Source organism: Actinospineispora eucalypti (genome assembly GCF_039543365.1).
Classification (GTDB): domain Bacteria; phylum Actinomycetota; class Actinomycetes; order Mycobacteriales; family Pseudonocardiaceae; genus Pseudonocardia; species Pseudonocardia eucalypti.
In genome coordinates, this window is record NZ_BAABJP010000021.1 from 35792 (window position 1) to 57520 (window position 21729).

Consider the following 21729-nt stretch of genomic DNA (forward strand, 5'->3'; position numbering starts at 1 on the left):
GTCATCATGGAGTACCCGCCATCGGCGTACAGGTGATTTCCGCGAAATCAACCGGGTGAGATCGACGAATTCGCCGCCGCCGCCAACCCGCGCAGCAGATCCGCTACGTGCCAGCGGCCGTCCTGGCGCCACACCGGCACCTCGACCCGGCCGCGCGCCGGCCGGGTCAGCTCCACGATCAACTTCTCGTGGCGGACCAGCTCGCCGGCCGGCACCGGCACGCCCAGCGCCGCGCAGGCGGCGACCACCTCGGGCAGCGCCGACCAGCTCACCACGTTGCCCGGCTGGTCGTTCGTGACCTCCCCGCGTACCACCTCGGAGGCCAGCGGGAGGTCCAGCAGGTCGGCCAGCGCGCGGGCCGCTTCCGGGTGGAACGGGCCGGGCACGGCGTGCGCCGGGTCCAGCGCGGGGGCCAGCCACGGCCGGTCGAGCAGCACGGCGGGGCCGGCGTCGGTGACCGTGCCGGCCAGCGCGCGCAACCGGTCCGGCGGGTCCAGATCGTCGGGCTCGCAGCGCCCGGCCACCACCGCGTCGGCCAGCTCCGCGTGCGCCGCCCAGACCAGTGCGGACTCCGGGGTGCGCGCCGGGTCGGCCAGCCGGCGCAGCAGGTCCTCGGCGTCGGTCCCGGTGCGCACCGAGACGTCCGTGCGCACGCCGATCGCGGTGAGCAGCTTTTCCGGAGCGGTCTCGGTGAGCGGCACCGGATCGTACAGGCCGGCCAGTGCGGTCGCCCCCGGCAGTCGCCAGTGCGCCGGGCGGTGGCCACCCAGGCGGGCGTGCTCGGCGAGCCACCATGCGGTGTAGCCGTCCGGGTCGTGCAGGGCGGCGCGCGCGACGGGGTCGGCCCCGGCCAGCCGGGCCAGCTCGGCCAGCGCCGCCGGCCAGGCGTCGTCGGCCACCAGGTCCAGGTCGCGCACCGCGACCACCCGCTCCGGCTCCGGCCGGCCGGTCGCCGCGAACCCGTCCCACCAGCGGTCCTCGTCGTCCAGGTCGTGTTCGGGGCCGGCCGGCTCGTCGTCGGCGAGCAGGGCGAACGAGTCCAGCACGCCCACCGAGGTAAGCACCCGCCTCGGGTGGCGGGCCACCAGCTCGCCGTCCAGCACGCCGATCGGCGCGTCCGGCACCAGCAGCGGGGCGATCGCCGCGTCCGGCAGCATCAGCTCGTCGGCCCGGGCCGGTTCGCCGTGTTCGTCCGGCAGGGCCAGCGCGGCCAGCCACGGGCGGGTGGCGAGCACGTCCCCAGCGAGCTCGGCGACCAGCGCGAGCACCAGGTCGGCCAGCGGTTCGGGGTCCCGGTCGCCCTCCTCGGCGGCGGCGACCGAGGTGGTCACCGCATCCCGGATGCTCGGGTGGTCCAGCAGCTCGGCGGGACCGGCCTCGGTCACGCCGAGCCGGATCAGCAACGGGTGCGCCGCCTCCGGGTGCAGGATGCGCAGCCCGGGCAGGTCCAGCGGCCGGTCGCCGGTGAGCGCGGCGGAACCGCCGGTCAGGGCGGTGACGGTGCGCGGCCCGGTGACGGTGCGGCCGTCGACCAGGGGCACCGGCAGGGCGGCCAGCTCGTCCCGCGCCGACGGCACCCGGTCCACCTCGGTGGCCAGCGCCGCGTACAGCTCGCGCCACCAGGACGGCGGTCGGCGCAGCCCGGCCAGCCGGTCGGCCAGCTCGGCCAACGCCAGCGTGGGCACGCCCAGCGCGGTGAGGGCGGCCCTCGGGACTGTGCTGAACCCGCTACCGTCGCCCGGCGCGAGAATGCCGGGGACGACCTCGGCCAACGCCTCGGCCAGCGCGGGCGGTTCGACCAGGATGGCGTCCGCGGGGCGGACGCCCCGTGAGTGATTTGTGTGGCTATAGCCACACAAATCACTCACGGGTGGAGCGGTGGGCAGCCAAGGCTGCCCACGCAGCTCCGCACCCACCGCGTCGCGCAGAGCGGCGTCCAGCTCGGACAGGGGGAAACCCGGCTCGGGCGCGAGCCCGAGCCGGTGCGCCGGTGACACCGCGCGGGCCAGGTCCAGGTACGCGCGCGCCGCCTCCGCGATTACCGCGTCGGTGGCCGGCCCGGTGCGGACCCGGCGCCGGCTCGGCTGCATGGGCAGGCTGGCCAGCAACCGGGCGGGCAGCGACAGCCGCTCGTCGCTCGGCGTCGGCGCGTGCAGCACGTCCTCACCCAGGGGCAGCGGCCGGCCGTCCGCGTCCACCGGCAGCGCCCAGCAGACCGACCAGGCCAGCGGGTCCTCGGCCGCAGCGGCCGGTTCCGCGTAGCGACCCTCGCGGCGGGCCAGCAGCCAGCGCCGACCGCCCGGTTCCAGGGTCACCTCGGCGGAGCCGGCGGGCCGGGTCGGGCGCCCAGTTTGGCGCCCGAAGGAAACACCACCACCACCACCACCGTCGTCGCTGCGCCGGTGCGACACGGTCCGTCCGTCCGAGCCGTGCACGGTGATCTCCACCAACCACGGCAACGCCAGCAGCAGGTCCGGCGCGGCGGCGTCCGCGCCGGCGCACAGCTCGTCCGGCCGGACGCCGGCGCGCGGGGGCATCCGCACCTCCGTCCGGTACCCGTCGGGCGGCGGCTCGGCGTGGTCGGCCGGCCAGCACAGCCGCAGCACCGGCGGGCGTCCGCCGCGCCGGTTCAGCTCGTCGGCGGCCGGGCCGCCCAGCGCGCGCACCTCGTCCCGGGTGCGGTCCGAGGAGAAGCTCACCCCGCCGGGCGAGGAGACGATGGTCGGCTGGTCGGTCACCCCCAGCACGGCGGCGAAGCCGACGCCGAACCGGCCGACCGACTCGCCGTCCCGCTTGCTGGACGCCCGCAGCGAGGCCAGCGCGGTGACCCCGTCGGCGTCCAGGGGCGCCCCGGTGTTCGCCACCCGGAGCTCGCCGTCCACCGCCCGGACGAGCAGCCGGCCGGGCTCGCCGGACCGGCGGGCGGCGTCCGCCGCGTTCTGGGCCAGCTCCACCAGCCAGCGGTCCGCGTAGCCGCCGAGCAGCAGGTCTTCCTCGGCGTTCGCGTCCTCCCGGAACCGGGTGGGCGAGTCGGCCCAGGCGCGCAGCGTGGCCGCGCGCAGCGACCCGGTCCGGAAGGGGTCAGTCACTTCGCTCCGCGTTGATCCAGAGGAACAGCGGGATCCGCCGCCACCGCTCCAGCCCCGGCTGGTCGCCGCTGAGCGCCTCGGCCGGCACCGGCTCGCGCAGGTCGGTGATCACCAGTCCGGCGTCGGCCAGCGCCGAGGTGTAGGCCTGCAGCGGGTGGCTCCAGCCGTGGAACCTCATGGTGAGCCCGTTGCGGCTCTCCTCGCCGAGGAACTCGCTGGTGGCGAAGTAGTCGTCCACCACCGTGAACACCCCGTCCTCGTCGAACCGGCCCCGGTCGGTGAACGGGTGCACCACGGACAGGCTCAGCACCCCGCCGGGTTCCAGCACCCGGGCCGCCTCGGTCACCGCCTTCGGCATGTCCGGCACGTCCATCAGCATGTTGTAGGCGACCACCCGGTCGAACTCGCCGTCCGCGAAGGGCAGGGCGGTCGCGTCGGCCAGCCGGTAGCGCTCCGCCGAACCGGACCGCTCGGCCGCCGCCAGCAGCGTCGCGGAGACGTCGCTGGCGGTCACCCGGTGACCGAGCGCGGTGAGCGCCCGGGACACCCGGCCCTCGCCGCAGCCGAGGTCCAGCGTGGCCCGGCCGGCCGGCGGGAGGAAATCGCGGAACGCCGCCAGATACGCCCAGAACGCGTCGTGCCCGGGCTCGCGCGCCCACGCGGTCCACGCCTGGGCGTTGCGTTCCCAATGTTGATCAACACTCATGTGGCCAGCTTTACCACCGGGGCTCGCCGCGCGGCGAGCAAAATGATCAAGGCGTGTCGGGCGACACGTTCTCCTCGGGTTGCTTCGACTGCTTCGGCTCCTTGGCCTCCAGCTCGACGCCGTCGTCGTAGACGACCTCGGCGACCGGGGCCACCGGGCCGCTGTCCGGTTCGACGTCGGAGTGCGCGCCGCAGCCGTACTCGGCGTGCACCGCGGCGCCGTCCGCCGGGGCGAACTCGTTCGCGCACACCCCGAAGGCGGCCCGCATCGAGCCGGCCAGCGGCAGGTAGAAGCCGCAGCCGCCGCAGGTCCCGGGCGCGGCGCGGGCCATGTCCGAACGGGGTCCCCGGTCGCCGTCCCGCCAACGATCGGCGGCGTCCTCCCGGCCGAGCCGACTCAGCACCCGGCGGCGGCCGAGGCCGACCTCCCGCGCCACCTCCTCGACGGCGGGGTCGTCCGAGGCCAGGTACCCGGGCACCAGCCGGGCGTCGTCCGGCTCGGTGGGCAGCAGGTCGCCGACGCCGAGGTCACCGGCGCGGATGCGCTCCTGCCACGGCACCCAGCCGGGGGCGACCAGCGCGTCCGGCCCGGGCAGCAGCACGGCCTCGCTGACCGTGACCTCCGCGCCGGGTTCGACGCAGGCCAAGGTGACCGCCCAGCGCCACCCCCGGTAACCGGGCTGGCGCGCGGTGAAGAAGTGGGTGACCGCGTGCGGGTCCTCGGCGAACGCCTCCTCGTGCTCGCCGACCGCGTCGCCGCCGTACATCTCCTCGGCCAGCTCGGTGGCCGTGGCACGGGCCAGCTCGGTCGCCTCGAGCAGGGCAGGGCTGGCCGCCGGGTGGGAATTCGCGGCCGTGTCGGCTTCGGGCATCACGGGAACCACGTAACGATTGTGCCACCCTGCTCACCGTGCCCGAGCGCCGTGTACCCGTGAAGCTGGCCAGGCTGTTGTTGCTGCTCGCGCTGCCGCCGGTGGTGATGCTGGCCGGGTGCCAGTCGTCCGCCCCGGCCGGCCCCGCGCCGGACGGTGCTTCAGCCCTCGAAGGACCGCCGCTGACCCCGGTCGACGTGAACCCCAACGAGTCGATCCGGGAGGGCCTGGCGGACGGCGTGCCCCGGCTGCGCCCGGTGGTGCTCGGCACCCTGCCGCACGATCGCTCGTCGTGGACCCAGGGCCTGGAGGTCTCTGGCCAGACCCTCTTCGAGGGCACCGGCCTGTACGGCCGCTCGAAGCTGCGCGAGCTGGACCCGCGCACCGGTCGGGTGCTGCGCGACTCGCCCCTGGCGCCCGAGCTGTACGGCGAGGGGATCACCGTGCTCGGCGACCAGATCTGGCAGCTGACCTGGAAGAACGGCGTGGTGCTCGGCTGGGACCGGCCCGGCCTGCGCCAGACCGGCCGGCAGCCGTGGTCCGGCGAGGGGTGGGGGCTGTGCCACACCTCCGACGGGCGGGTGGTGGCCAGCGACGGCACCGATCGGCTGCGCCTGTTGGCCGGGTCCGACCTGCGGCCGACGGGTGCCCTGGCGGTGCGCATCGGCGGCCGGGCGGTGACCGCGCTGAACGAGCTGGAGTGCGTCGGCGACTCGGTCTACGCGAACGTCTTCGAGACCGACTGGCTGGTGCGCATCGATCTGGCCAGTGGGAACGTCACCGCCGTGGTCGACGCCGCCGGGCTGCTCCCCGAGGCCCAGCGGGTGGACGCCAGCGTGCTCAACGGCATCGCCGCCCTGCCCGGCACCGACGAGTTCCTGCTCACCGGGAAACTCTGGCCGACCATCTTCCGGGTCCGCCTCGCGTCCCAGTGAACTCCGGGGCACCTCGAATCGCGCCGAGGTCGCGACCAGAGACGTTCGATCATGCAGAAACGTCTGTGATCGCGACCTCGGCGCACAATCAGGTCGCGAATGAGGCCTGTGTTGCGACTGGGGCTAGTGTGACGCGCGCGAGAAGAGGACGGTTCGCCTGTGCGGGTTCCGGATGGGGAACAATGAACGCGTGTCCCGTTCGGAGTCGCCGGAGCCGCCCCTCGGCGGCCGCGCGGGCTGGTCCTCCGGGGGCCGGCGCCGCAAGATGTGGCAACGCCGGGACGAGCCGTACGACCAGGAGCGGGACCCGGACCGGGAAGAACCGGCGCCGGCGCGCCGGCCGCCGCCCCGCCAGCCGGAACGCCCGCCCGGGCCGCGCCAGCCCCAACCCGGCCACCGGGCACCCGGCCAGCCGATAGCCCAACCGCCGCCGCCCCGGCAGCCTCCACTGCCCGGACACTCGATCCCGCCCCACCAGCGCGCGGGTTCCGCTCCCCGGCCCTCGGACGAGTTGGGCGCCGGTGGGCACGGACCTAGGGGCACGCGCGTGTACGGGCCGTTCGACGGTCCCGCCGACCAGTCCCGCGATCGAGGAGGCGGTCCCGCCGGCCCGGGCGAGCACACCGGACGGGCCGGCCACTCCGGCCACACCGGGCGCGGCGACTCCCCGCGCGAGGCGCCACCCGAGGGGGACAACCGCCGGAGCACCCCGCCGCCCCGCAAGCTGACCGTCACCCGGGTCGCGGCCTGGCGCAGCCGGCAGCTCACCGAGCAGGGCATCCGGGCTTTCCAGCGGGCGGCGGGCGCCGACGGCGCGGACCGTTCCGGGCTCCGCGCGCTCACCTACGCCACCATGCTGAACTACGCCAACGACGCCGCGATCGCGGTGGCGCTGGCCAACACGCTGTTCTTCTCCGCCGCCACCGCCGAGTCCAAGACCAAGGTGGCGCTGTACCTGCTGATCACCGTCGCGCCGTTCGCCATCATCGCCCCGGTGATCGGCCCGCTGCTGGACCGCATCCAGCGGGGCCGCCGCGTCGCCCTGGCCGCCTCGTTCGCCGGGCGCGCGGTGCTGTGCGTGGTGATGGCCTTCCACTTCAACGACTGGGGGCTCTACCCGGCGGCGCTGGGCGTCATGGTGCTGTCCAAGTCGTTCACCGTGCTGCGCGCCGCCGTCACCCCGCGGGTGCTGCCCCGGGCGATCACCCTGGTCACCACCAACTCGCGGCTGACCGCGTTCGGGCTGATCGCGGGCGGGGTGTTCGGCGCGTTCGCCGCCGGGTTCGCCAAGCTCACCGGTTCCCCGGGCGCACTGGTGTACACCGCCGCGCTGTGCGTGCTCGGCGGTTACCTGTGCCTGCGCATCCCGCGCTGGGTGGAGGTGACCGAGGGCGAGGTGCCGGCCGCACTGCGCCACGCCGACCCGACCCGGCCCCTGCGCGCGATCGGTCCGGGTCGCGGAGGCGCCGGCCGCGCGCCCCGGCCGAAGCAGCCGATCAGCCGCCCCGTCGTCGTGGCGCTATGGGCCAACTCGGCGATCCGGGTGCTCACCGGCTTCCTGATGCTTTTCGTGGCGTTCGCGGTGAAGGCGGAGACCGAACGGGACCCGACCCGGCAGTTGGTGCTGCTCGGCCTGGTCGGCGCGGCCGCCGGGATCGGCAGTTTCGCCGGCAACGCGGCCGGTTCGCGCAAGCTGCCCGCGCGAACCGACGCGCTGCTGTTCGGTTGCCTGGGCGCCGGGCTGCTCGGCGCGGTGGGCGCGGCGGTGTTCCCCGGGATCGCCGCCGCGACGGTGTGTGCGCTGCTCGCGTCGACCGGCAGTGCGTTGGCCAAGGTGTGCCTGGACGCGGTGATCCAGCGGGACCTGCCGGAGCGCTCGAGGGCATCCGCCTTCGGCCGGTCGGAGACGGTGCTGCAGCTGGCCTGGGTTACCGGCGGCGCGGCCGGGGTGCTGCTGCCGCCGGTCTACTGGATCGGGTTCACGGTGGTCGCCGGGCTGGTCGCGCTGGTCGGTGCGCAGGCGGTGCTGATCAGCCGGGGTGGCTCGTTGCTGCCGTGGCTGCGGCACCGGGAGGCGATGTGAGCGCCGCCCTGCGCGGGGTGCTCGCGGCCGGCCTGCTGGCCGGGGCCGTCGGCTGCGGGTCCGGGGGCCCGCCGGCCGTCGAGTTCAGCTCGGCCGCCGGCACGTTGAGCACCGGCCCGGCGCAGTACTGCGACATCGCGGTCAAGGACTGTGCGAACCACCCGGACTCGGTGATCAGGCTGCCGGTGCCGCCGGGGCAGTCGCTGCGCATCAAGGTGCCGGACGAGGTGGCCGCCGGGCCGTGGGTCGTGGCGTTCGCCTACCGGCCGGCCGCCGGCGGCGAGCAGCAGAGCGGGCGCAGCGCCCTGTTCCTGCCCAACCAGCGCCGCGACTACGAGCTGGTGCTGCCCGCGCCGACCGACCAGCTGCTCACCGCCCAGGTGCAGCAGTTCGGCGGCGGCCAACCGGTGCTGGACCAGAACGGCGAACCGGCGTTCCCGATCCGCGGCAGCTGGGTACTCGTTACCTCGTAGTGTCTCCTCCCGCGTGCGCCTAACTGGGCGCCCGCTCGGCGAGCGCGTTCCGCGCTAGGCGTGCGCGCCCATCGGGTAGACCGTGGCGCTGGGCACGTCCAGGCGCAGCCCGACGCCGCGCACGGTGTGCAGGTAGCGCGGTGCCTTGCCGCTCTCCCGGAGCTTGCGGCGCAGCCAGGAGACGTGCACGTCGACGGTCCGGTCGGCGTGGTTGTACGGCATCTGCCACACCTCGGCGAGCAGCTCCCGCCGGGTGACCACCTGGCCGGCGCGGTGGGCCAGGTAGCAGAGCAGGTCGAACTCCTTGGGGGAGAGCGAGAGCGACCGGCCCTCCAGCTCCGCGGTGCGGGCCACCGGGTCGACCGTCAGCCCGCCCAGCACCAGGCTGGACCGCCGGGACCGGGCCCACCCGGCCCGGCGCAGCACCGCGCGCACCCGGGCCAGCAGTGCGCTCGCGCCGATCGGGATGACCAGGTAGTCGTCCGCGCCCGCGTCCAGCGCCTCGATCATGTGGTTCTCGTCGGTGCGGGCGCTCATCGCGATCACCGGCAGGTGGTCGATGGTGGCGCGCATGCGGGGGAGCAGCGCGACCCCGTCGGCGTCCGGCAGCGACACGTCCATCAGCACCAGGTCCGCGGGTCGCTCGGACAGTGCGTGCAGCCCGGCGGCCCCGGTGGCCGCCGAGCTGGCCAGGTAGCCCGCCTCGGTGAGCGCGCGAACCAGGCCAGCCTGTTGGAGGGGGTCTTCCCCGACAACCAATACGTGTGGCACGTAGGTAAACCTAGCCGTTCTTGCTATAACATTGGAAGTCATAGAGTGCACTCAGTACTCAGTATGCCGAGCGTCACGATTTTGTCACCAATGGGCCTCGAACGGTAGACCGGGGGATCATCAATCTGGTCCCCGGCCGCCGGGGGGACGTCGGCGCGGACCCGTCGATCGAGGCTAATGAGTGCAACGAAAGCGCAGGTGAATAGCGCTGTCGCGGTAGGTCAGCCGCACCTTGCGAGGTCGTGGTGATGCGCCTGGCCGGACGCCCGGCGACCCACCCTCGGACTGGGCGCCGACCCTTCCCCGTCGACCCTGTCCGGCGCCCGATCGGCGGCCAAAGCTTCGCCGGTGTGAGGGATCTCTCACTGGTCAGATACTACGCCGAACGGGCTACACAGGGTACCTAAATAGCATATAGCGACATATGAACCTAGCCGTCCAGGTCGCGCGCCACCGCACGGACCACTTCCGCAGCCAGCTTCGAGGTCTTCCGGTCGGGGTAGCGGCCCCGGCGCAGGTCGGGCTGCACCTTGGAGTCCAGGAGCTTGATCATGTCCTCGATCAGGCCGTGCAGCTCCTCGGCGGGCCGCCGCCGCGCCTCCACCACCGAGGGTGGGGCGTCCACCAGCCGGACGGACAGCGCCTGAGGCCCGCGCCGACCCTCGGCCATGCCGAACTCGACGCGCTGGCCGGATTTCAGGCCGTCCACACCAGCGGGAAGGGCGGCTTTGCGGACGTAAACGTCCTGCCCCCCGTCTTGGGAGAGAAAGCCGAAGCCCTTCTCAGCGTCGTACCATTTGACCCGGCCGGTCGGCACCCTGCTCACCCATCCCTTGCTGGTATCACGACGAACGCGCCCCGAGCCGTGCTGGTCGCCAAGCCGGGACGCGCGAAGTCCAGCCTAGCGTTGATCCCCGTTATCGTGCGCGCCTTATCCGCGGTTAATTGGCCGGGGAAAGTCCCAGCAGTTCCACCGAACGCTCCCGCATCTCCACCTTGCGCACCTTGCCGGTCACGGTCATCGGGAAATCGTCCACCAGGTGCACGTAGCGAGGGATCTTGTAGTGCGCGAGCTTGCCCGTGGCGTACTCCCGCAGCGACTCGGCGGTGAGCGGCTCGGCGCCCTCGCGCATGCGCACCCAGGCGCACAGCTCCTCGCCGTAGCGCGCGTCCGGCACGCCGATGACCTGCGCGTCCAGCACGTCGGGATGGGTGTAGAGGAACTCCTCGATCTCCCGGGGGTAGATGTTCTCCCCGCCCCGGATGACCATGTCCTTGATCCGCCCGGTGATGCTCAGGTAGCCGTCGCTGTCCATCACCGCCAGGTCGCCGGTGTGCATCCAGCGGCCCGCGTCGATCGCCTCGGCGGTCTTCTCCGGCTCGTTCCAGTATCCGAGCATCACCGAGTAGCCGCGGGTGCACAGCTCGCCCGGCTCGCCCCGGGGCTGGGTCAGCCCGGTGACCGGGTCGATCACCTTGACCTCGACGTGCGGGTGCACCCGGCCGACCGTGGAGACCCGGCGCTCCAGCGAGTCGTCCGCCCGGGTCTGGGTGGACACCGGTGAGGTCTCGGTCATGCCGTAGCAGATGCCGACCTCGGTCATGCCCATCCGGTTGATGACCTGCTTCATCACCTCGACCGGGCACGGCGAGCCGGCCATGATCCCGGTGCGCAGCGAGGACAGGTCGTAGGACTCGAAGTCCGGCTCGGCCAGTTCCGCGATGAACATCGTGGGCACCCCGTACAGCGAGGTGCACCGCTCCTGGGCGACCGCCGCCAGCGTGGCCTTCGGCTCGAAGGACGGCGCCGGGATGATCATGGCGGAGCCGTGCGTTGTGGCGCCGAGGTTGCCCATCACCATGCCGAAGCAGTGGTAGAACGGCACCGGGATGCACACCCGGTCCAGCTCGGTGTACCCGCACAGCTCGCCGACGAAGTAGCCGTTGTTCAGGATGTTGTGGTGGGACAGCGTGGCACCCTTGGGAAACCCGGTGGTGCCGCTGGTGTACTGGATGTTGATCGGGTCGTCCGGGCTCAGGTTTTTTTGCGCGGCGGCGAGGTCGGCCCGGTCGCGTTCGCTCGCGCGCGCGAGTCGTTCCCACTCCGGGGAGCCGAGCAGGAACACCTGCTTGAGTGCCGCGCAGCGCGGCCGCACCTCTTCGATCATGGCGGCGTAGTCGGAGGTCTTGAAGCTGGGCGCGGCGACCAGGGTGCCGATGCCGGCCTGGTTGAGCACGAACTCCAGCTCGTGCGTGCGGTACGCCGGGTTGATGTTGACCAGGATGACGCCGATCTTCGCCGTGGCGTACTGGGTCAGCGTCCACTCCGCCCGGTTCGGGGACCAGATGCCCAGCCGGTCACCCTTGGCCAGCCCGGCGTCCAGCAGGCCGAGCGCCAGCCTTTCCACGTCGGTGACGAACTCGCGGTACGTCCAGCGCTGTCCGGTCTGCACCTCGACCAGGGCGTCCCGGTCCGGGAACTGGGCCGCGGTGCGGTCCAGGTTGTCGCCGATGGTGTCGCCCAGCAGCGGCTGGTCGGCGGTCGCGGAGGCGTAGGACGGGAGGGCGGGGCTCACGGTGGCTCCTCGGATGCGCACGGCGGTGTACAGCGACAACATCCTGCCTGTACCTGAGAGCCCGCACCAGCCCACCAACGTGCCACACGGGTAACGAAGCGTCAGGACTCCCGGGGCTCGCGGATGAGGATCACGGCGATCAGGCTGATCACGCCGACCAGCACCATGTAGGCGGAGATGGACAGCGAGGTGCCGGTGCCGGCGTACAGCGCCGTGGCGATCATCGGGGCGAAGCCGCCACCGAGCACCGCGCCGGCCGCATAGCTGATCGACGCCCCGCTGTACCGGAACCGGGGCTCGAACATGCCCGCGAACAGTGCCGACTGCGGTCCGTAGGACGCGCCGAGGCCGATGGTCAGCAGGATCACCGCGACCAGCATCCACGCCGTTGCCTTGGTGTCCAGCAGCAGGAAGAACGGCACCGACCAGACCACCAGCAGCACCGAGCCGACCAGGTACACCGGCCGGCGCCCGATCCGGTCCGACCAGATTGCCGCCGCCACGATGCTGACCAGCCAGGACACGCTGCCGACGATCACCACGATGAGCATCAGGTTGCGGCTCACCTTGAGCACCTGGGTGCCGTAGGAGAGCAGGTAGGCGAGGAACACGTAGCCGATCGCGGTGTTGGCGATGAAGCTGACGGCGGCCAGCACCAGCTCGCGGGGGCGTTCCCTGGCCACCTCGACCACCGGGGCGCGGCTGCGCGCGGAGCGTTCGGACAGCTCCCGAAACACCGGGCTCTCCTCGATGCGCAGCCGGATGAACAGCCCGACGGCGACCAGCAGGATGCTGATCAGGAACGGCACCCGCCAGCCCCAGGCCTCGAACTGCGCCTTGCTGGTCAGGTTGCTCATCAGGAAGAACATCAACTGGGCCAGGATCAACCCGGCCGGCACGCCGATCTGGGAGAAGGAGCCGTAGCGGCCTCGCTGGCCGGCCGGCGCGTGTTCCACCGCCATCAGCGCCGCGCCGCCCCACTCGCCGCCGGCCGACAACCCCTGCAACAGCCGCAGCGCCAGCAGCAGGATCGGCGCCCACAGGCCGATCTGCCCGTAGGTGGGCAGCAGGCCGACGCCGACCGTCGCCGCGCCCATCAGCAGCAGCGACGCGATCAGCATCGCCTTGCGCCCCAGCACGTCGCCGAAGTGGCCCCACAGCACCCCGCCGATCGGCCGGGCCAGGAAGCCGACCCCGAGGGTGGCGAACGCGGCCAGCGTGCCGGACGAGGTGGACAGCGGGGAGAAGAACTGCGAGCCGAAGATCAGCGCCGCCGCCGTGGAGTAGATGAAGTAGTCGTACCACTCGATAGTCGTGCCAACCGCGCTGGCCAGAGCCACGCGGCGCAGCTGGCCGGGATCGGTCGACTCGGCACCGAGCGCGGGAGAGGTAGCCACGGCGCAACCATGACACAGGCCACAGCGCAGAGCCAGGGATCGTTTTCCGACCGTTGCCTGCTCAGGCGCCGCCGTGTGGTTCCTCGAGCTCGCGCCATTCCTCGTCGACCCGGACATCGGGGCCGAACAGCTTGCCGAGCCGGCGGCCGAGCTCCGGGCTGTGCTGGTTGGACATGATGACGGTGTCGTCCGGCCAACGCAGGGTCAGCGTGGTCCGGTTGTAGCCCTCGTCGGTGTCCCCGGTGTGCTCCACCCGCACGCTCAGCTCGGCGGTGAGCCGGGTCCGCTTCCTGGTCCTACTGGTCAGCCGCACCTGGCTTCGCGTGATGAATGCCGTGTGTGGCTGCCGGCGGTCATCCAGGTGGCCGAGCACCGCGCCCACCAGGCCGAGGCCGAGCACACCGAACGCCCAGTTGGGAGACAGTCCGAAGAAGTGGTAACCCGCGCCCATGCCGAGGGCGCCCACCATCAGGCCGCCGGTCGCGCAGCCCAGGCAACCGCTGCCCCCGGTGTTCCGCCAGACCACCGTGTCAACGACTTCGTCGGCCATTTCCCGGTCAACCCTCTCGCCGCCCCCGCCGCCCATCGTGCGCGAAGCGGGGGCCGGGAGGTTACCGGGTTTGATCAGCCGCCGTTGCGGACGGCTCGTTCGATGCGGTCGCCGATCTCCTTGTCGATGTTCTTCCAGTACTGGAAGGCCCGCTCGCGGATCTCGTCGGAGACCACCCCGCCGATCGCGCCCGCCGCGTTGGACACCAGCCGCTCCCGCTGGGCGTCGTCCATGACCTGGTTGATCAGGGTGTTGGGTTGGCCGAAGTCGTCGTCATCGGGGCGCAGGGTGTAGGCGTGCCGGACCATCTCGCCGTCCGCCGCGTACAGGCCGGTCTCGGCGCCGCGCACCGGGTCCGCCTTCGGTCCGCCCAGTGAGTTCGGCGCGTACACCGGGTCGGAGACGTTGTGCACCCGCATCGCGCCGTCCTTGGAGTAGCTGTGCACCGGGCTCTTCGGCCGGTTCACCGGGATCTGCTGGTAGTTCACCCCCAGCCGGGCGCGGTGGGCGTCCGCGTAGGAGAAACCGCGGGCCAGCAGCATCTTGTCCGGCGAGAGGCCGGTGCCGGGCACCAGGTTGTTCGGCTGGAAGGCCGCCTGCTCCATCTCGGTGTGGTAGTCGGTGACGTTGCGGTTCAGGGTCAGCTTGCCGACCTCGATCAGCGGGTAGTCGGAGTGCGGCCAGACCTTGGTGAGGTCGAACGGGTTGAACCGGTAGGTCTTGGCGTCCTCGTACGGCATGATCTGCATGTTCAGCGTCCAGGACGGGAAGTCGCCGGCCTTGATCGAGTTGTACAGGTCGCGCTGGTGGTAGTCGCCGTCCTCGCCCGCGATCCGGTCGGCGTCCGCCTGGGTCAGGAAGTCGACCGGCTGGTCGCACCGGAAGTGGTACTTGACCCAGAACTGCTCGCCCGCCGCGTTGGACCACGAGTAGGTGTGGCTGGAGTAGCCGTTCATGTTGCGCCAGGTCTTCGGGATGCCCCGGTCGCCGAACAGCCAGGTCACCTGGTGCGCGGACTCCGGCGACAGGGACCAGAAGTCCCACTGCATGTCCGGGTCGCGCAGGTTGTTCGCGGCCAGCCGCTTCTGGCTGCGGATGAAGTGCTGGAACTTCATCGGGTCCCGGACGAAGAACACCGGGGTGTTGTTGCCGACGATGTCCAGGTTGCCCTCGGAGGTGTAGAACTTCACCGCGAAACCGCGCGGGTCGCGCCAGGTGTCCGGGCTGCCCCGCTCGCCGGCGACGCTGGAGAACCGGATCAGCAGGTCGGTCGTGGTGCCGGGCTGGAAGACAGCGGCCCGGGTGTACCGGCTGAGGTCGCCGGTGACCACGAACTCGCCGAACGCCCCTCCGCCCTTGGCGTGGGGCTGGCGCTCCGGGATGCGCTCCCGGTTGAACGCCGCCATCTGCTCGATCAGGTAGTGGTCCTGCAGGAGGACCGGGCCGTCCGGGCCGACGGTGAGCGAGTGCTCGTCGCTGGCGACCGGGATTCCGGCATCAGTGGTGGTGGGTGGAGTGGAGGTCAAGGTGCAACTCCTTCGCGTCGTTTCGTTGCTCCTGACAGTCCGGGCAGGTGCCCCAGAACACGATCTCCGCCTCGTCCACCACGAACCCCGCGTTGTCGCTCGGGGTCAGGCACGGCCGCTCGCCGGCGGTGCAGTCGACGTCCTCGGTCCGGCCACAGTGCCGGCAGACCAGATGGTGGTGGTTGTCGCCGGTCCGGGTCTCGAACCGGGCGGCGGATCCCGCCGGCTCGATCCGGCGGACCAGCCCGGCCTGGGCGCACGCCGCCAGCACGTCGTAGACGGCCTGCTTGGACACCGAGCCGAGTCGAGCCGTGACCAGCCGGACCACCGTGTCCGCCGTGGCGTGCGGGTGTTCACCCAGCACGTCGAGCACGGCCAGCCGGGACGCGGTCACCCGCAGGCCGGATTCGCGCAGCCGCGCGCGGGCGTCGCTTTCCGCGCTTTCCGGAAGGGACCTCGGCTCGGGCATGGCTCCCACCTTTTCTGGACCAAGTCCAGGCTACGCGTTGTTCGGCCGACGCGGGGCGCGTCATCGTGCGATTACCGTGCGTATACCTTGGTAAGCGGTAGTTGCCTCGTTGGAGCAACGTTGCGGTTAACCGGCTAGGCCGTATGGCGGTCTTGCCGATTACGGATCGCTGTCAGGATGGGTTGGTTCGCTCCTCAGTGATTGGTCAGCCAGTACTCGTATGACAACCTGCGAGTTCCCCCTGCCGGAACAAGTGACGAGAACCGGGCAGGAACCCGGGCGCCCCAGACCCCGATCCCCCAGGCGCCCGGCTCCGCCGTCATCGACGAAACCGGTGACGGTGGCGGTGCGGCCGCCGGTGCCCGGGGCACCGGCGCCGAAGCCCGGTGCGCCCAGAACGGGCGTACCCCACGCCTCGGTGCCGAAACAACGCGCACCGCGAGATGGTGTGCCGGGCCCGGCGCACGCCGCCGAGCCGGACGCCCCGAACCCTGAATTCGGCGCGCCCGGAACCGGAGGTGTTCCGCCATCGCCACCGCCGGGAACGCCCCCGGTGCCGGCGGACGCCGACCCGGGCGACGAGCCCCCCGATCCCGGCCCCTCGGTGCCCGCCACGTCGGGGTCCGAGCCGCACACCGAGCCGCTGCGGATCCCGGTCGCCTTCCTTGCCCCGGGACCGACCTCCGGGGCGCTCGCGGTCCCGCCCACCGTGCCGCCTCCCCCCGAGGGCGGCCTGGCGGTCCCGCCGTCGGTTCCGCCCCCGCCGGAGGGTGGTCTGGTGGTTCCGCCGTCGGTTCCGCCTCCGCCGGAGGGTGGTTTGGTGGCGCCGCCGACCGTGCCGCCACCTCCCGCGACCCCCCATTCGTCGGGACCGGGTGATCGTGAGCCGGCACCTACCGGGACGCAGGCCTGGTCGGGATCCGTATCCGCCGCGCCGGCTGACCGAGCGGTGCGGCTCGCCGACCTGCTGGGCAGTCCGTCGGCCCCGCGTAGCGACCAAGCCGACGGCTCCTCGATGGACCGTGCCGACGAGGATCTCCGCGCACCGACCGGTTCGGCGGCCTTGCCATCGGCCGCCAGGACGCCGGAACCGATCGCCGATGAGCGGCGGGCGTGGGCGGAGGTGCCGCGAGCGTCGGAACCGGTCGCTGAGGACGGGCGGGCGTGGGCGGAGGCGCCGCGAGCGTCGGAAACGACGGCCGACCAGCGGCCGGTTTCGGCGCCAGGTACTTCCTCCGGTGCGGGGGGTCCGCGGCACGGGCGGACCCCGGAATCGCCGGTGTCGCGGACCGTTCGACTTCCGGACGGGACTGATCCGGGGAACGGGCGGCATGCGGACGTGCCGGCGCCGCGGAAGGGTCGGGACGCGTCGGCCTCGCCGGAGTCGAGGCCGGGCACGGCCGGGCCGGATACGGTGCACCCCTCGGATGTCGCGGGTCCTTGGGCGGACCGGACCGCCGAACTCCGGCCGTCATCGCGCTCGGTGGACGAATCCCCGGACCCGTCGGTGGATCCGCCCACCGTCTCGCTCGGGGAGCCGACCGGCGAGGTGCGTGCGCTCGGCTCGGCCGCGCCGCCAGACCTGCCCCCCGCCGAGGTGACCCGTCCGCTGACCGAGCGGGTCCGTGGTGCGGTGCCCGGAACTGAGCAGGCCCGAGGGGTTGCGCCTGGAACTGAGCGTGCCCGAGGGGCGGCGGCTGGAACCGAGCGTGCCCGTGGGGCGGCGGCTGGAACCGAGCGGGTCCGTGGTGCGGTGGCTGGAACCGAGCGGGTCCGTGGTGCGGTGGCTGGAACCGAGCGGGTCCGTGGTGCGGCGGCTGGAACCGAGCGGGTCCGTGGGGCGGCGCCCGGGACCGAGCCGCTCGCCCGTCCGCGCCGCCGGCCGACCTCGGTCGAGCCTCCGGTGGTTGACCGGAGTGGTGTCGATGCGCCGACGGTTGCCGAGCCCCGCGACGGGGTGCGGCAAGCCGCTCCGCAGCGGGGGGCCACGTTGCCCCCCGAGCGGAGGCCGGACTCGCGCGTCACTTCCGTTCCCGACCGTCCCGCCGCGCGGACCGGCACTGACACGGGGTCCATCCCGGGTGCCGGTTCCGGTGGGGGCGGTGATTCCGGGGCTGCCGCCGAGGCCCCGTCGAGTGCCAAGGGGCGGCGCCGGGTGTTGGTGTTGCTGGTGTGGTCGGTGGTGTTGGCGCTGGTCGTCGGGCTCTGGGTGGGGCGGGATCGTTGGCTCGGCCTGGTCGCTTCCGACAACCCGTTCCAGGCCACGCCGGCGGAGTTCTTCGCCGTCGGCGCGGAGGGAATCGTGTTGCCCGAGGCGCGCGCCGTGGACGGCTGGAGCACGCGCGAGGTGGCCGACGCCCTGGACAAGGTCAAACGAGCGCTGGCCGCGTCGTACCTGGATCCCCAGCTGCTCAAGTCGCACGACCCGGCGGCGGTGCTCGGGCTGCTCGCCCCGGACAGCGTGGAGACCGTGCGCACCCGGTTGGAGGAGGGCGGATACGGCACCGCGTTGATCCGGGTCGGCCGGGATGCCTCGCTGGCCGGGACGCCGAGGGTGTCCGGGAAGCTGACCTACCGGCAGGTGGACTGGAACGGCCGGCCGGCGCTGGACGTGACCAGCAACTACGTGTTCGCCTACGCGTTCGACCAGCCGCGCGGCGTCGTCGTGGTGCACGCCGAGACGCACTGGATGTTCCCCAAGGGCGCCGACATCCGGCCGTCCTCGCGGGGCATGTACCTGGGCCGGACCACCGGGTACTGGCACGGCATGGACTGCGCGCTGGCCGCGCGCGGGTTCACCGGGCCGGCCGGGGGCGGCCAGGACGCGGCCGCCCAGTACCAGCCGGGCGATGCACAGGACGCCTACTTCGACCCGACCCAGCCGGTCGGGGTGGCCTCCGCCTGCCGCTGATCCAGGGGCGCGGTGCTGTATGTCCCGCGCGCGCCTAACTGGGCGCGCGCTCGGCTGGCGCGTGCCGCGCTAGCGCCGGTCCAGGAGCGGGGAGGTGAGCTGGCGGGGGCCGACCCGGCGGTAGGCGCGCTGGGTGGGCACCGAGACGTGCGTGCGGCTGGGGGTGTTGGTGGGGCCGGGCGGCTCGGGCTCCCGGCGCGGCCGGGTGCGCATGAACAGGCCGCTACCCACGGTGACCAGCATGGCCCACCCGATCAGTAGCACCATGGCGCGGTCGGTGGCCGGGTTGGGGCCGCGCCTGGGCGGTTCGCCGGGGCCGGGCACGTGCCTCGTGGCGGTCGAGGTGATCGGCACCCTCGGCGTCGTGCCGTCGGTCATACCGGAGGCGCCCAGCCGCTCCTCACAGCCGGTTCCCGCGGTCAGGGCGGCGCCGGACGAACACCTTGTCATGATCACGTCGGAGATCACCGCGCTGCTCATGCCGAGGAGCGCGCCGATCGCGCAGCACACCATCACGACCAGTGCACGACGTTGGCGCACGGCATCCCTCAACAATCGATTGATTGATTAACGTGATGCGAAAAGCTACCAACGGTGATTGTGTAGCTTTGCGCGCATCACTCGATCGATTGATGAAGGCGCGTCGCGCCCGATTTCCTAGGTTGCCGCGAGTGCGGCGGAGAGTTGCGCGGCGGTGCTGGGGTCGTGCCGGGCGGTGGTCTGCAGCATCGCCACCAGCTGGTCTACCAGCCATTCCTCCAGGCGCTCGCGGGCCAGCTTGCCCTCGCGCAGCCAGGCCACGCTGGCCAGCTCGACCACGCTGAACCAGCTGCGCATGGTCAGCTCGAACATCGGCGCGGCCCCGCCGACCGTCTCGCCGGGGGCCGCCAGGCGCATCCGCTCGGCGACCATCCGGACGATGTGGTCGCGCACGCGCTCCACCAGTGCGTAGGTCTCCTCGGTGCCGATCACCGAGCCGGTGCGCATCAGCGCGATGTACGCGGCGGAGTAGGCCTGCGCGGAGCACAGGAAGGCGTGCAGCGAGTAGCGCACCTGGTCGAGCAGGGTGCCCTCGTCCGGCGGGGTGATCACCGCGATCAGCTCGTCGACGGCGGTGCGCAGGGCCGCCTCGCGCAGGTCGTGCATGTTGCCGAAGTAGCGGTAGAACAGTGCGCGGGACACGTCGGCCGCGCGGGCGACGTCGTCCGCCGTCACCAGGTCCGGCGGCTGCTCGGCGAACAGCTGGAGCGCGATGCGGATCAGCTGCTCGCGCCGTCGCTCCGGGGTCATCCGGCGCGCGGAACCGGCCCGCGCGGCCGGGAACGCCACATCCGCGCGTACCGGGAAACCCTCCGTCGTCACAGGTCGAGCACCAGCCGATCTCCTCGTCCTCGGGACACGCAGATGGTCATCGTGTCCCGGCGCTCCGGCTCGGTCAGCACCCGGTCCCGGTGCTCGACCTCGCCGTCCAGCACCTTGGTCCGGCAGGTACCGCAGAACCCCTGCTGGCAGGAGTAGGGCACCTGGGGCAACCGCTCGCGGACCACCTCCAGCACCGACCGGTCGGCCGGCACGTCAAGGGTGGCACGAGTCCGGGCCAGATGGACGGTCAGTGCCGTCCCGCCGACGACCGGCGGCGCGGCGAACCGCTCGACGTGCAGCGCGGTGAGCCGGTGCGCGGAGTCGTCCATGGCGGCCCGGACGGCGGCGATCATCGGCGGCGGACCGCACAGGTAGCCGGTGGCCGGGCCGGGCGGGGCGTGCTCGAGCAGCTTCGCCGCGGCGGCCGGGCCACCGTGCTCGTCGTCCGGGCGGATGACCACCCGGTCGCGGCTGTGGGGGATCTCCGCGAGTTCGGCCAGGAACGGCATCGTGGCGCGGTCGCGCCCGACGTAGACGAACCGCCAGTCGGCGCCGGCGGCGGCCACCGCCCGCACCATCGGCAGGATCGGCGTGATCCCGATGCCACCGGCCAGGAACAGGTATCCGGGCGCGCGGACCAGCGGGAACGCCTCACGTGGCCCACGCACCCGCACCCGGTCACCCGGGCGCAGTGAATGCACCTCACGGGAGCCGCCGCCACCGTCGGAGATGTGGCGCACCGCGACCCGGAAGCTGTGCCGATCGGACGGGTCGCCGCACAGCGAGTACTGCCGCACCCGGCCGGACGGCAGCACCAGGTCCAGGTGCGCGCCCGGCCACCAGCGGGGCAACACTTCCCCGGTGTCATCGGCCCTGGTCAGTCGGAGGCTCACCACGTCGCGGGCCTCGTTGCCGACCTCGCGCACGACCATGTCCAGCTCGCGGTCTACCGGAACCACCCGCGCGCCGGTCGCCCGGGCCCGGCCGAGCCGCGCCATGACGTTCGCGGCCACGCCCACCGCGCGGAACAGTGGCCGCGGCGCCGAGACCGGCATCGAGTCGGGCGGGGTGGGCGGCACCGGTTGGCCGGCGTCCACGGGTTGCGTGGTGCTCACCGGCCGGCCCGGCGGTCGGCCGCCATGGCGGCCGGCGAGGTGGCCAGGTAGGCCACCGCCTGGCTGGTGGACCCGTGCTGGCTGGGGTGGTAGCCCGGCCGCAGGTAAGGCAGCCAGGACATGAGCAGGCCGCTGACGCTGAGCACGCGGTAGCGGCGGTTGGACCGGATCGGGTCGAGCAGGGTTGGCCGGCGCCGGCCGGTCGGGTCGTTGGCCATCAGGAACCGCACGCCCTTGACCCAGAGCAGCATCATGGCCGGGGCCACCATCAGCATCATCTTGGCCCGGCGGAGGTAGCCGCCGTCCAGGTGCTGGTACAGCTCGAAGGCGACCGCGCGGTGCTCCACCTCCTCCGCGCCGTGCCAGCGCAGCAGGTCGAGCATGACCGGGTCGACACCGGCCCGGTCCAGGCCGGGGGAGTTCAGGATGGCGTCGCCGAGGTAGGCGGTGAAGTGCTCGATGGCCGCCACCCCGGCCACCCGGTCGACCAGCCAGGCCTCGCGGCGCCTGGCCGCCTTCGGGCCGCGGAACTCCCGGTCGCCCAGGCCCTTGCGGAACAGCCAACGAACCTGGCCGACGTAGGGTTCCGGGTCCAGCCCGTGCGCCGTGAAGTGGTCCAGCACGCCCTGGTGCGACTCGGCGTGCACCGCCTCCTGCCCGATGAACCCGCGTACCTCCTCGAGCAGCCGGTCGTCGCGGATCAGCGGCAGCGCCTCGCCGAACACCTTGACGAACCAGCGCTCACCCTCCGGCAGGAGCAGGTGCAGCACGTTGAGCAGGTGGGTGGTGTAGGGGTCACCGGGCACCCAGTGCATGGGCAGCTTGGACCAGTCGAACCGGACGTCCCTCGGCCGCAGCGCGACGCGCTCCGGCTCCTCCAGCTCGTTCGTCATCC

General features: G+C 72.7%; 18 protein-coding genes. 4 read left to right on the forward strand and 14 right to left on the reverse strand.

Annotation, left to right across the window (positions count from 1 at the left end):
• Positions 1-47 precede the first annotated feature (47 nt).
• The 3 genes from ABEB12_RS21935 to ABEB12_RS21945 are packed head-to-tail and all read right to left on the reverse strand — an operon-like array spanning position 48 to position 4666.
• Complete coding sequence (locus tag ABEB12_RS21935) at positions 48-3089, reverse strand: sacsin N-terminal ATP-binding-like domain-containing protein (RefSeq protein ID WP_185063660.1); 3042 nt, start codon at positions 3087-3089, stop codon at positions 48-50.
• A complete protein-coding gene (locus tag ABEB12_RS21940; RefSeq protein ID WP_185063661.1) occupies positions 3082-3795 on the reverse strand; it encodes a methyltransferase domain-containing protein in 714 nt (237 codons plus the stop codon). The genes ABEB12_RS21935 and ABEB12_RS21940 overlap by 8 nt, the downstream gene beginning before the upstream one ends.
• A 46-nt stretch (positions 3796-3841) precedes the next feature.
• Positions 3842-4666 carry a DUF3027 domain-containing protein gene (locus ABEB12_RS21945; RefSeq protein WP_185063662.1) on the reverse strand — a complete coding sequence of 275 codons (825 nt, stop codon included), beginning with the start codon at positions 4664-4666 and terminating at the stop codon, positions 3842-3844.
• A gap of 38 nt (positions 4667-4704) precedes the next feature.
• On the opposite strand from ABEB12_RS21945, the gene ABEB12_RS21950 reads away from it, so the two are divergent.
• The 3 genes from ABEB12_RS21950 to ABEB12_RS21960 all read left to right on the forward strand — a co-directional run bounded on the left by ABEB12_RS21950 (position 4705) and on the right by ABEB12_RS21960 (position 8157).
• Positions 4705-5601: a glutaminyl-peptide cyclotransferase gene (locus tag ABEB12_RS21950; RefSeq protein ID WP_345703033.1), complete on the forward strand. Its 897-nt coding sequence runs from the start codon at positions 4705-4707 to the stop codon at positions 5599-5601.
• Positions 5602-5791: 190 nt separating this feature from the next.
• Positions 5792-7684: an MFS transporter gene (locus ABEB12_RS21955; RefSeq protein WP_425572260.1), complete on the forward strand. Its 1893-nt coding sequence runs from the start codon at positions 5792-5794 to the stop codon at positions 7682-7684.
• Positions 7681-8157 carry a DUF2771 family protein gene (locus tag ABEB12_RS21960; RefSeq protein ID WP_185063664.1) on the forward strand — a complete coding sequence of 159 codons (477 nt, stop codon included), beginning with the start codon at positions 7681-7683 and terminating at the stop codon, positions 8155-8157. Before ABEB12_RS21955 ends, ABEB12_RS21960 begins: the two co-directional genes overlap by 4 nt.
• A gap of 54 nt (positions 8158-8211) precedes the next feature.
• Here the strand turns inward: ABEB12_RS21960 and ABEB12_RS21965 are convergent, their stop codons facing one another.
• The 7 genes from ABEB12_RS21965 to ABEB12_RS21995 form a co-directional block, all read right to left on the reverse strand.
• Positions 8212-8928, reverse strand: a complete 717-nt coding sequence (locus ABEB12_RS21965) for a winged helix-turn-helix domain-containing protein (protein ID WP_185063665.1) — start codon at positions 8926-8928, stop codon at positions 8212-8214.
• Between the two features lie 430 nt (positions 8929-9358).
• Positions 9359-9745 (reverse strand): cold shock domain-containing protein, encoded by a 387-nt coding sequence (locus tag ABEB12_RS21970; RefSeq protein ID WP_185064622.1) that lies wholly within the window; start codon positions 9743-9745, stop codon positions 9359-9361.
• 124 nt (positions 9746-9869) lie between these two features.
• On the reverse strand, positions 9870-11546 hold the full coding sequence (locus tag ABEB12_RS21975) for an AMP-binding protein (protein WP_185063666.1): 1677 nt from the start codon (positions 11544-11546) through the stop codon (positions 9870-9872).
• A 59-nt stretch (positions 11547-11605) separates the two neighbouring features.
• Positions 11606-12901 carry an MFS transporter gene (locus ABEB12_RS21980; protein WP_345703034.1) on the reverse strand — a complete coding sequence of 432 codons (1296 nt, stop codon included), beginning with the start codon at positions 12899-12901 and terminating at the stop codon, positions 11606-11608.
• A 61-nt stretch (positions 12902-12962) separates the two neighbouring features.
• A complete protein-coding gene (locus tag ABEB12_RS21985) occupies positions 12963-13451 on the reverse strand; it encodes a hypothetical protein (protein WP_185063668.1) in 489 nt (162 codons plus the stop codon).
• 74 nt (positions 13452-13525) lie between these two features.
• Entirely contained in the window at positions 13526-14977 is a 1452-nt protein-coding gene (locus ABEB12_RS21990; RefSeq protein WP_185063669.1) for a catalase, read from the reverse strand.
• Complete coding sequence (locus ABEB12_RS21995) at positions 14949-15446, reverse strand: transcriptional repressor (RefSeq protein ID WP_185063670.1); 498 nt, start codon at positions 15444-15446, stop codon at positions 14949-14951. The genes ABEB12_RS21990 and ABEB12_RS21995 overlap by 29 nt, the downstream gene beginning before the upstream one ends.
• Before the next feature lie 2155 nt (positions 15447-17601).
• Between ABEB12_RS21995 and ABEB12_RS22000 the strand changes: the two genes are divergently transcribed.
• The gene (locus ABEB12_RS22000; RefSeq protein ID WP_185063671.1) at positions 17602-18357 is read left to right on the forward strand and encodes a hypothetical protein; all 756 of its coding nucleotides are present in this window, start codon (positions 17602-17604) and stop codon (positions 18355-18357) included.
• Positions 18358-18426: 69 nt separating this feature from the next.
• Here ABEB12_RS22000 and ABEB12_RS22005 read toward each other — a convergent pair whose 3' ends face one another.
• The 4 genes from ABEB12_RS22005 to ABEB12_RS22020 all read right to left on the reverse strand — a co-directional run bounded on the left by ABEB12_RS22005 (position 18427) and on the right by ABEB12_RS22020 (position 21727).
• Positions 18427-18897: a hypothetical protein gene (locus ABEB12_RS22005; RefSeq protein ID WP_185063672.1), complete on the reverse strand. Its 471-nt coding sequence runs from the start codon at positions 18895-18897 to the stop codon at positions 18427-18429.
• A gap of 117 nt (positions 18898-19014) precedes the next feature.
• Positions 19015-19719, reverse strand: coding sequence for a TetR family transcriptional regulator (locus tag ABEB12_RS22010; RefSeq protein ID WP_185063673.1), 705 nt, complete (start codon positions 19717-19719; stop codon positions 19015-19017).
• Positions 19716-20834 carry a PDR/VanB family oxidoreductase gene (locus tag ABEB12_RS22015; protein WP_345703035.1) on the reverse strand — a complete coding sequence of 373 codons (1119 nt, stop codon included), beginning with the start codon at positions 20832-20834 and terminating at the stop codon, positions 19716-19718. The genes ABEB12_RS22010 and ABEB12_RS22015 overlap by 4 nt, the downstream gene beginning before the upstream one ends.
• Positions 20831-21727, reverse strand: a complete 897-nt coding sequence (locus tag ABEB12_RS22020) for a metal-dependent hydrolase (RefSeq protein WP_185063674.1) — start codon at positions 21725-21727, stop codon at positions 20831-20833. The genes ABEB12_RS22015 and ABEB12_RS22020 overlap by 4 nt, the downstream gene beginning before the upstream one ends.
• Positions 21728-21729 lie beyond the last annotated feature (2 nt).

Bases quoted from the DNA above. Each gene is read 5' to 3' on its own strand.
- ABEB12_RS21940 (WP_185063661.1), bottom strand. From the start codon at position 3,795: ATGAGTGTTGATCAACATTGGGAACGCAACGCCCAGGCGTGGACCGCG.
- ABEB12_RS21945 (WP_185063662.1), bottom strand. From the start codon at position 4,666: ATGCCCGAAGCCGACACGGCCGCGAATTCCCACCCGGCGGCCAGCCCT.
- ABEB12_RS21975 (WP_185063666.1), bottom strand. From the start codon at position 11,546: ATGTTGTCGCTGTACACCGCCGTGCGCATCCGAGGAGCCACCGTGAGC.
- ABEB12_RS21985 (WP_185063668.1), bottom strand. From the start codon at position 13,451: ATGGCCGACGAAGTCGTTGACACGGTGGTCTGGCGGAACACCGGGGGC.
- ABEB12_RS21995 (WP_185063670.1), bottom strand. From the start codon at position 15,446: ATGCCCGAGCCGAGGTCCCTTCCGGAAAGCGCGGAAAGCGACGCCCGC.
- ABEB12_RS22020 (WP_185063674.1), bottom strand. From the start codon at position 21,727: ATGACGAACGAGCTGGAGGAGCCGGAGCGCGTCGCGCTGCGGCCGAGG.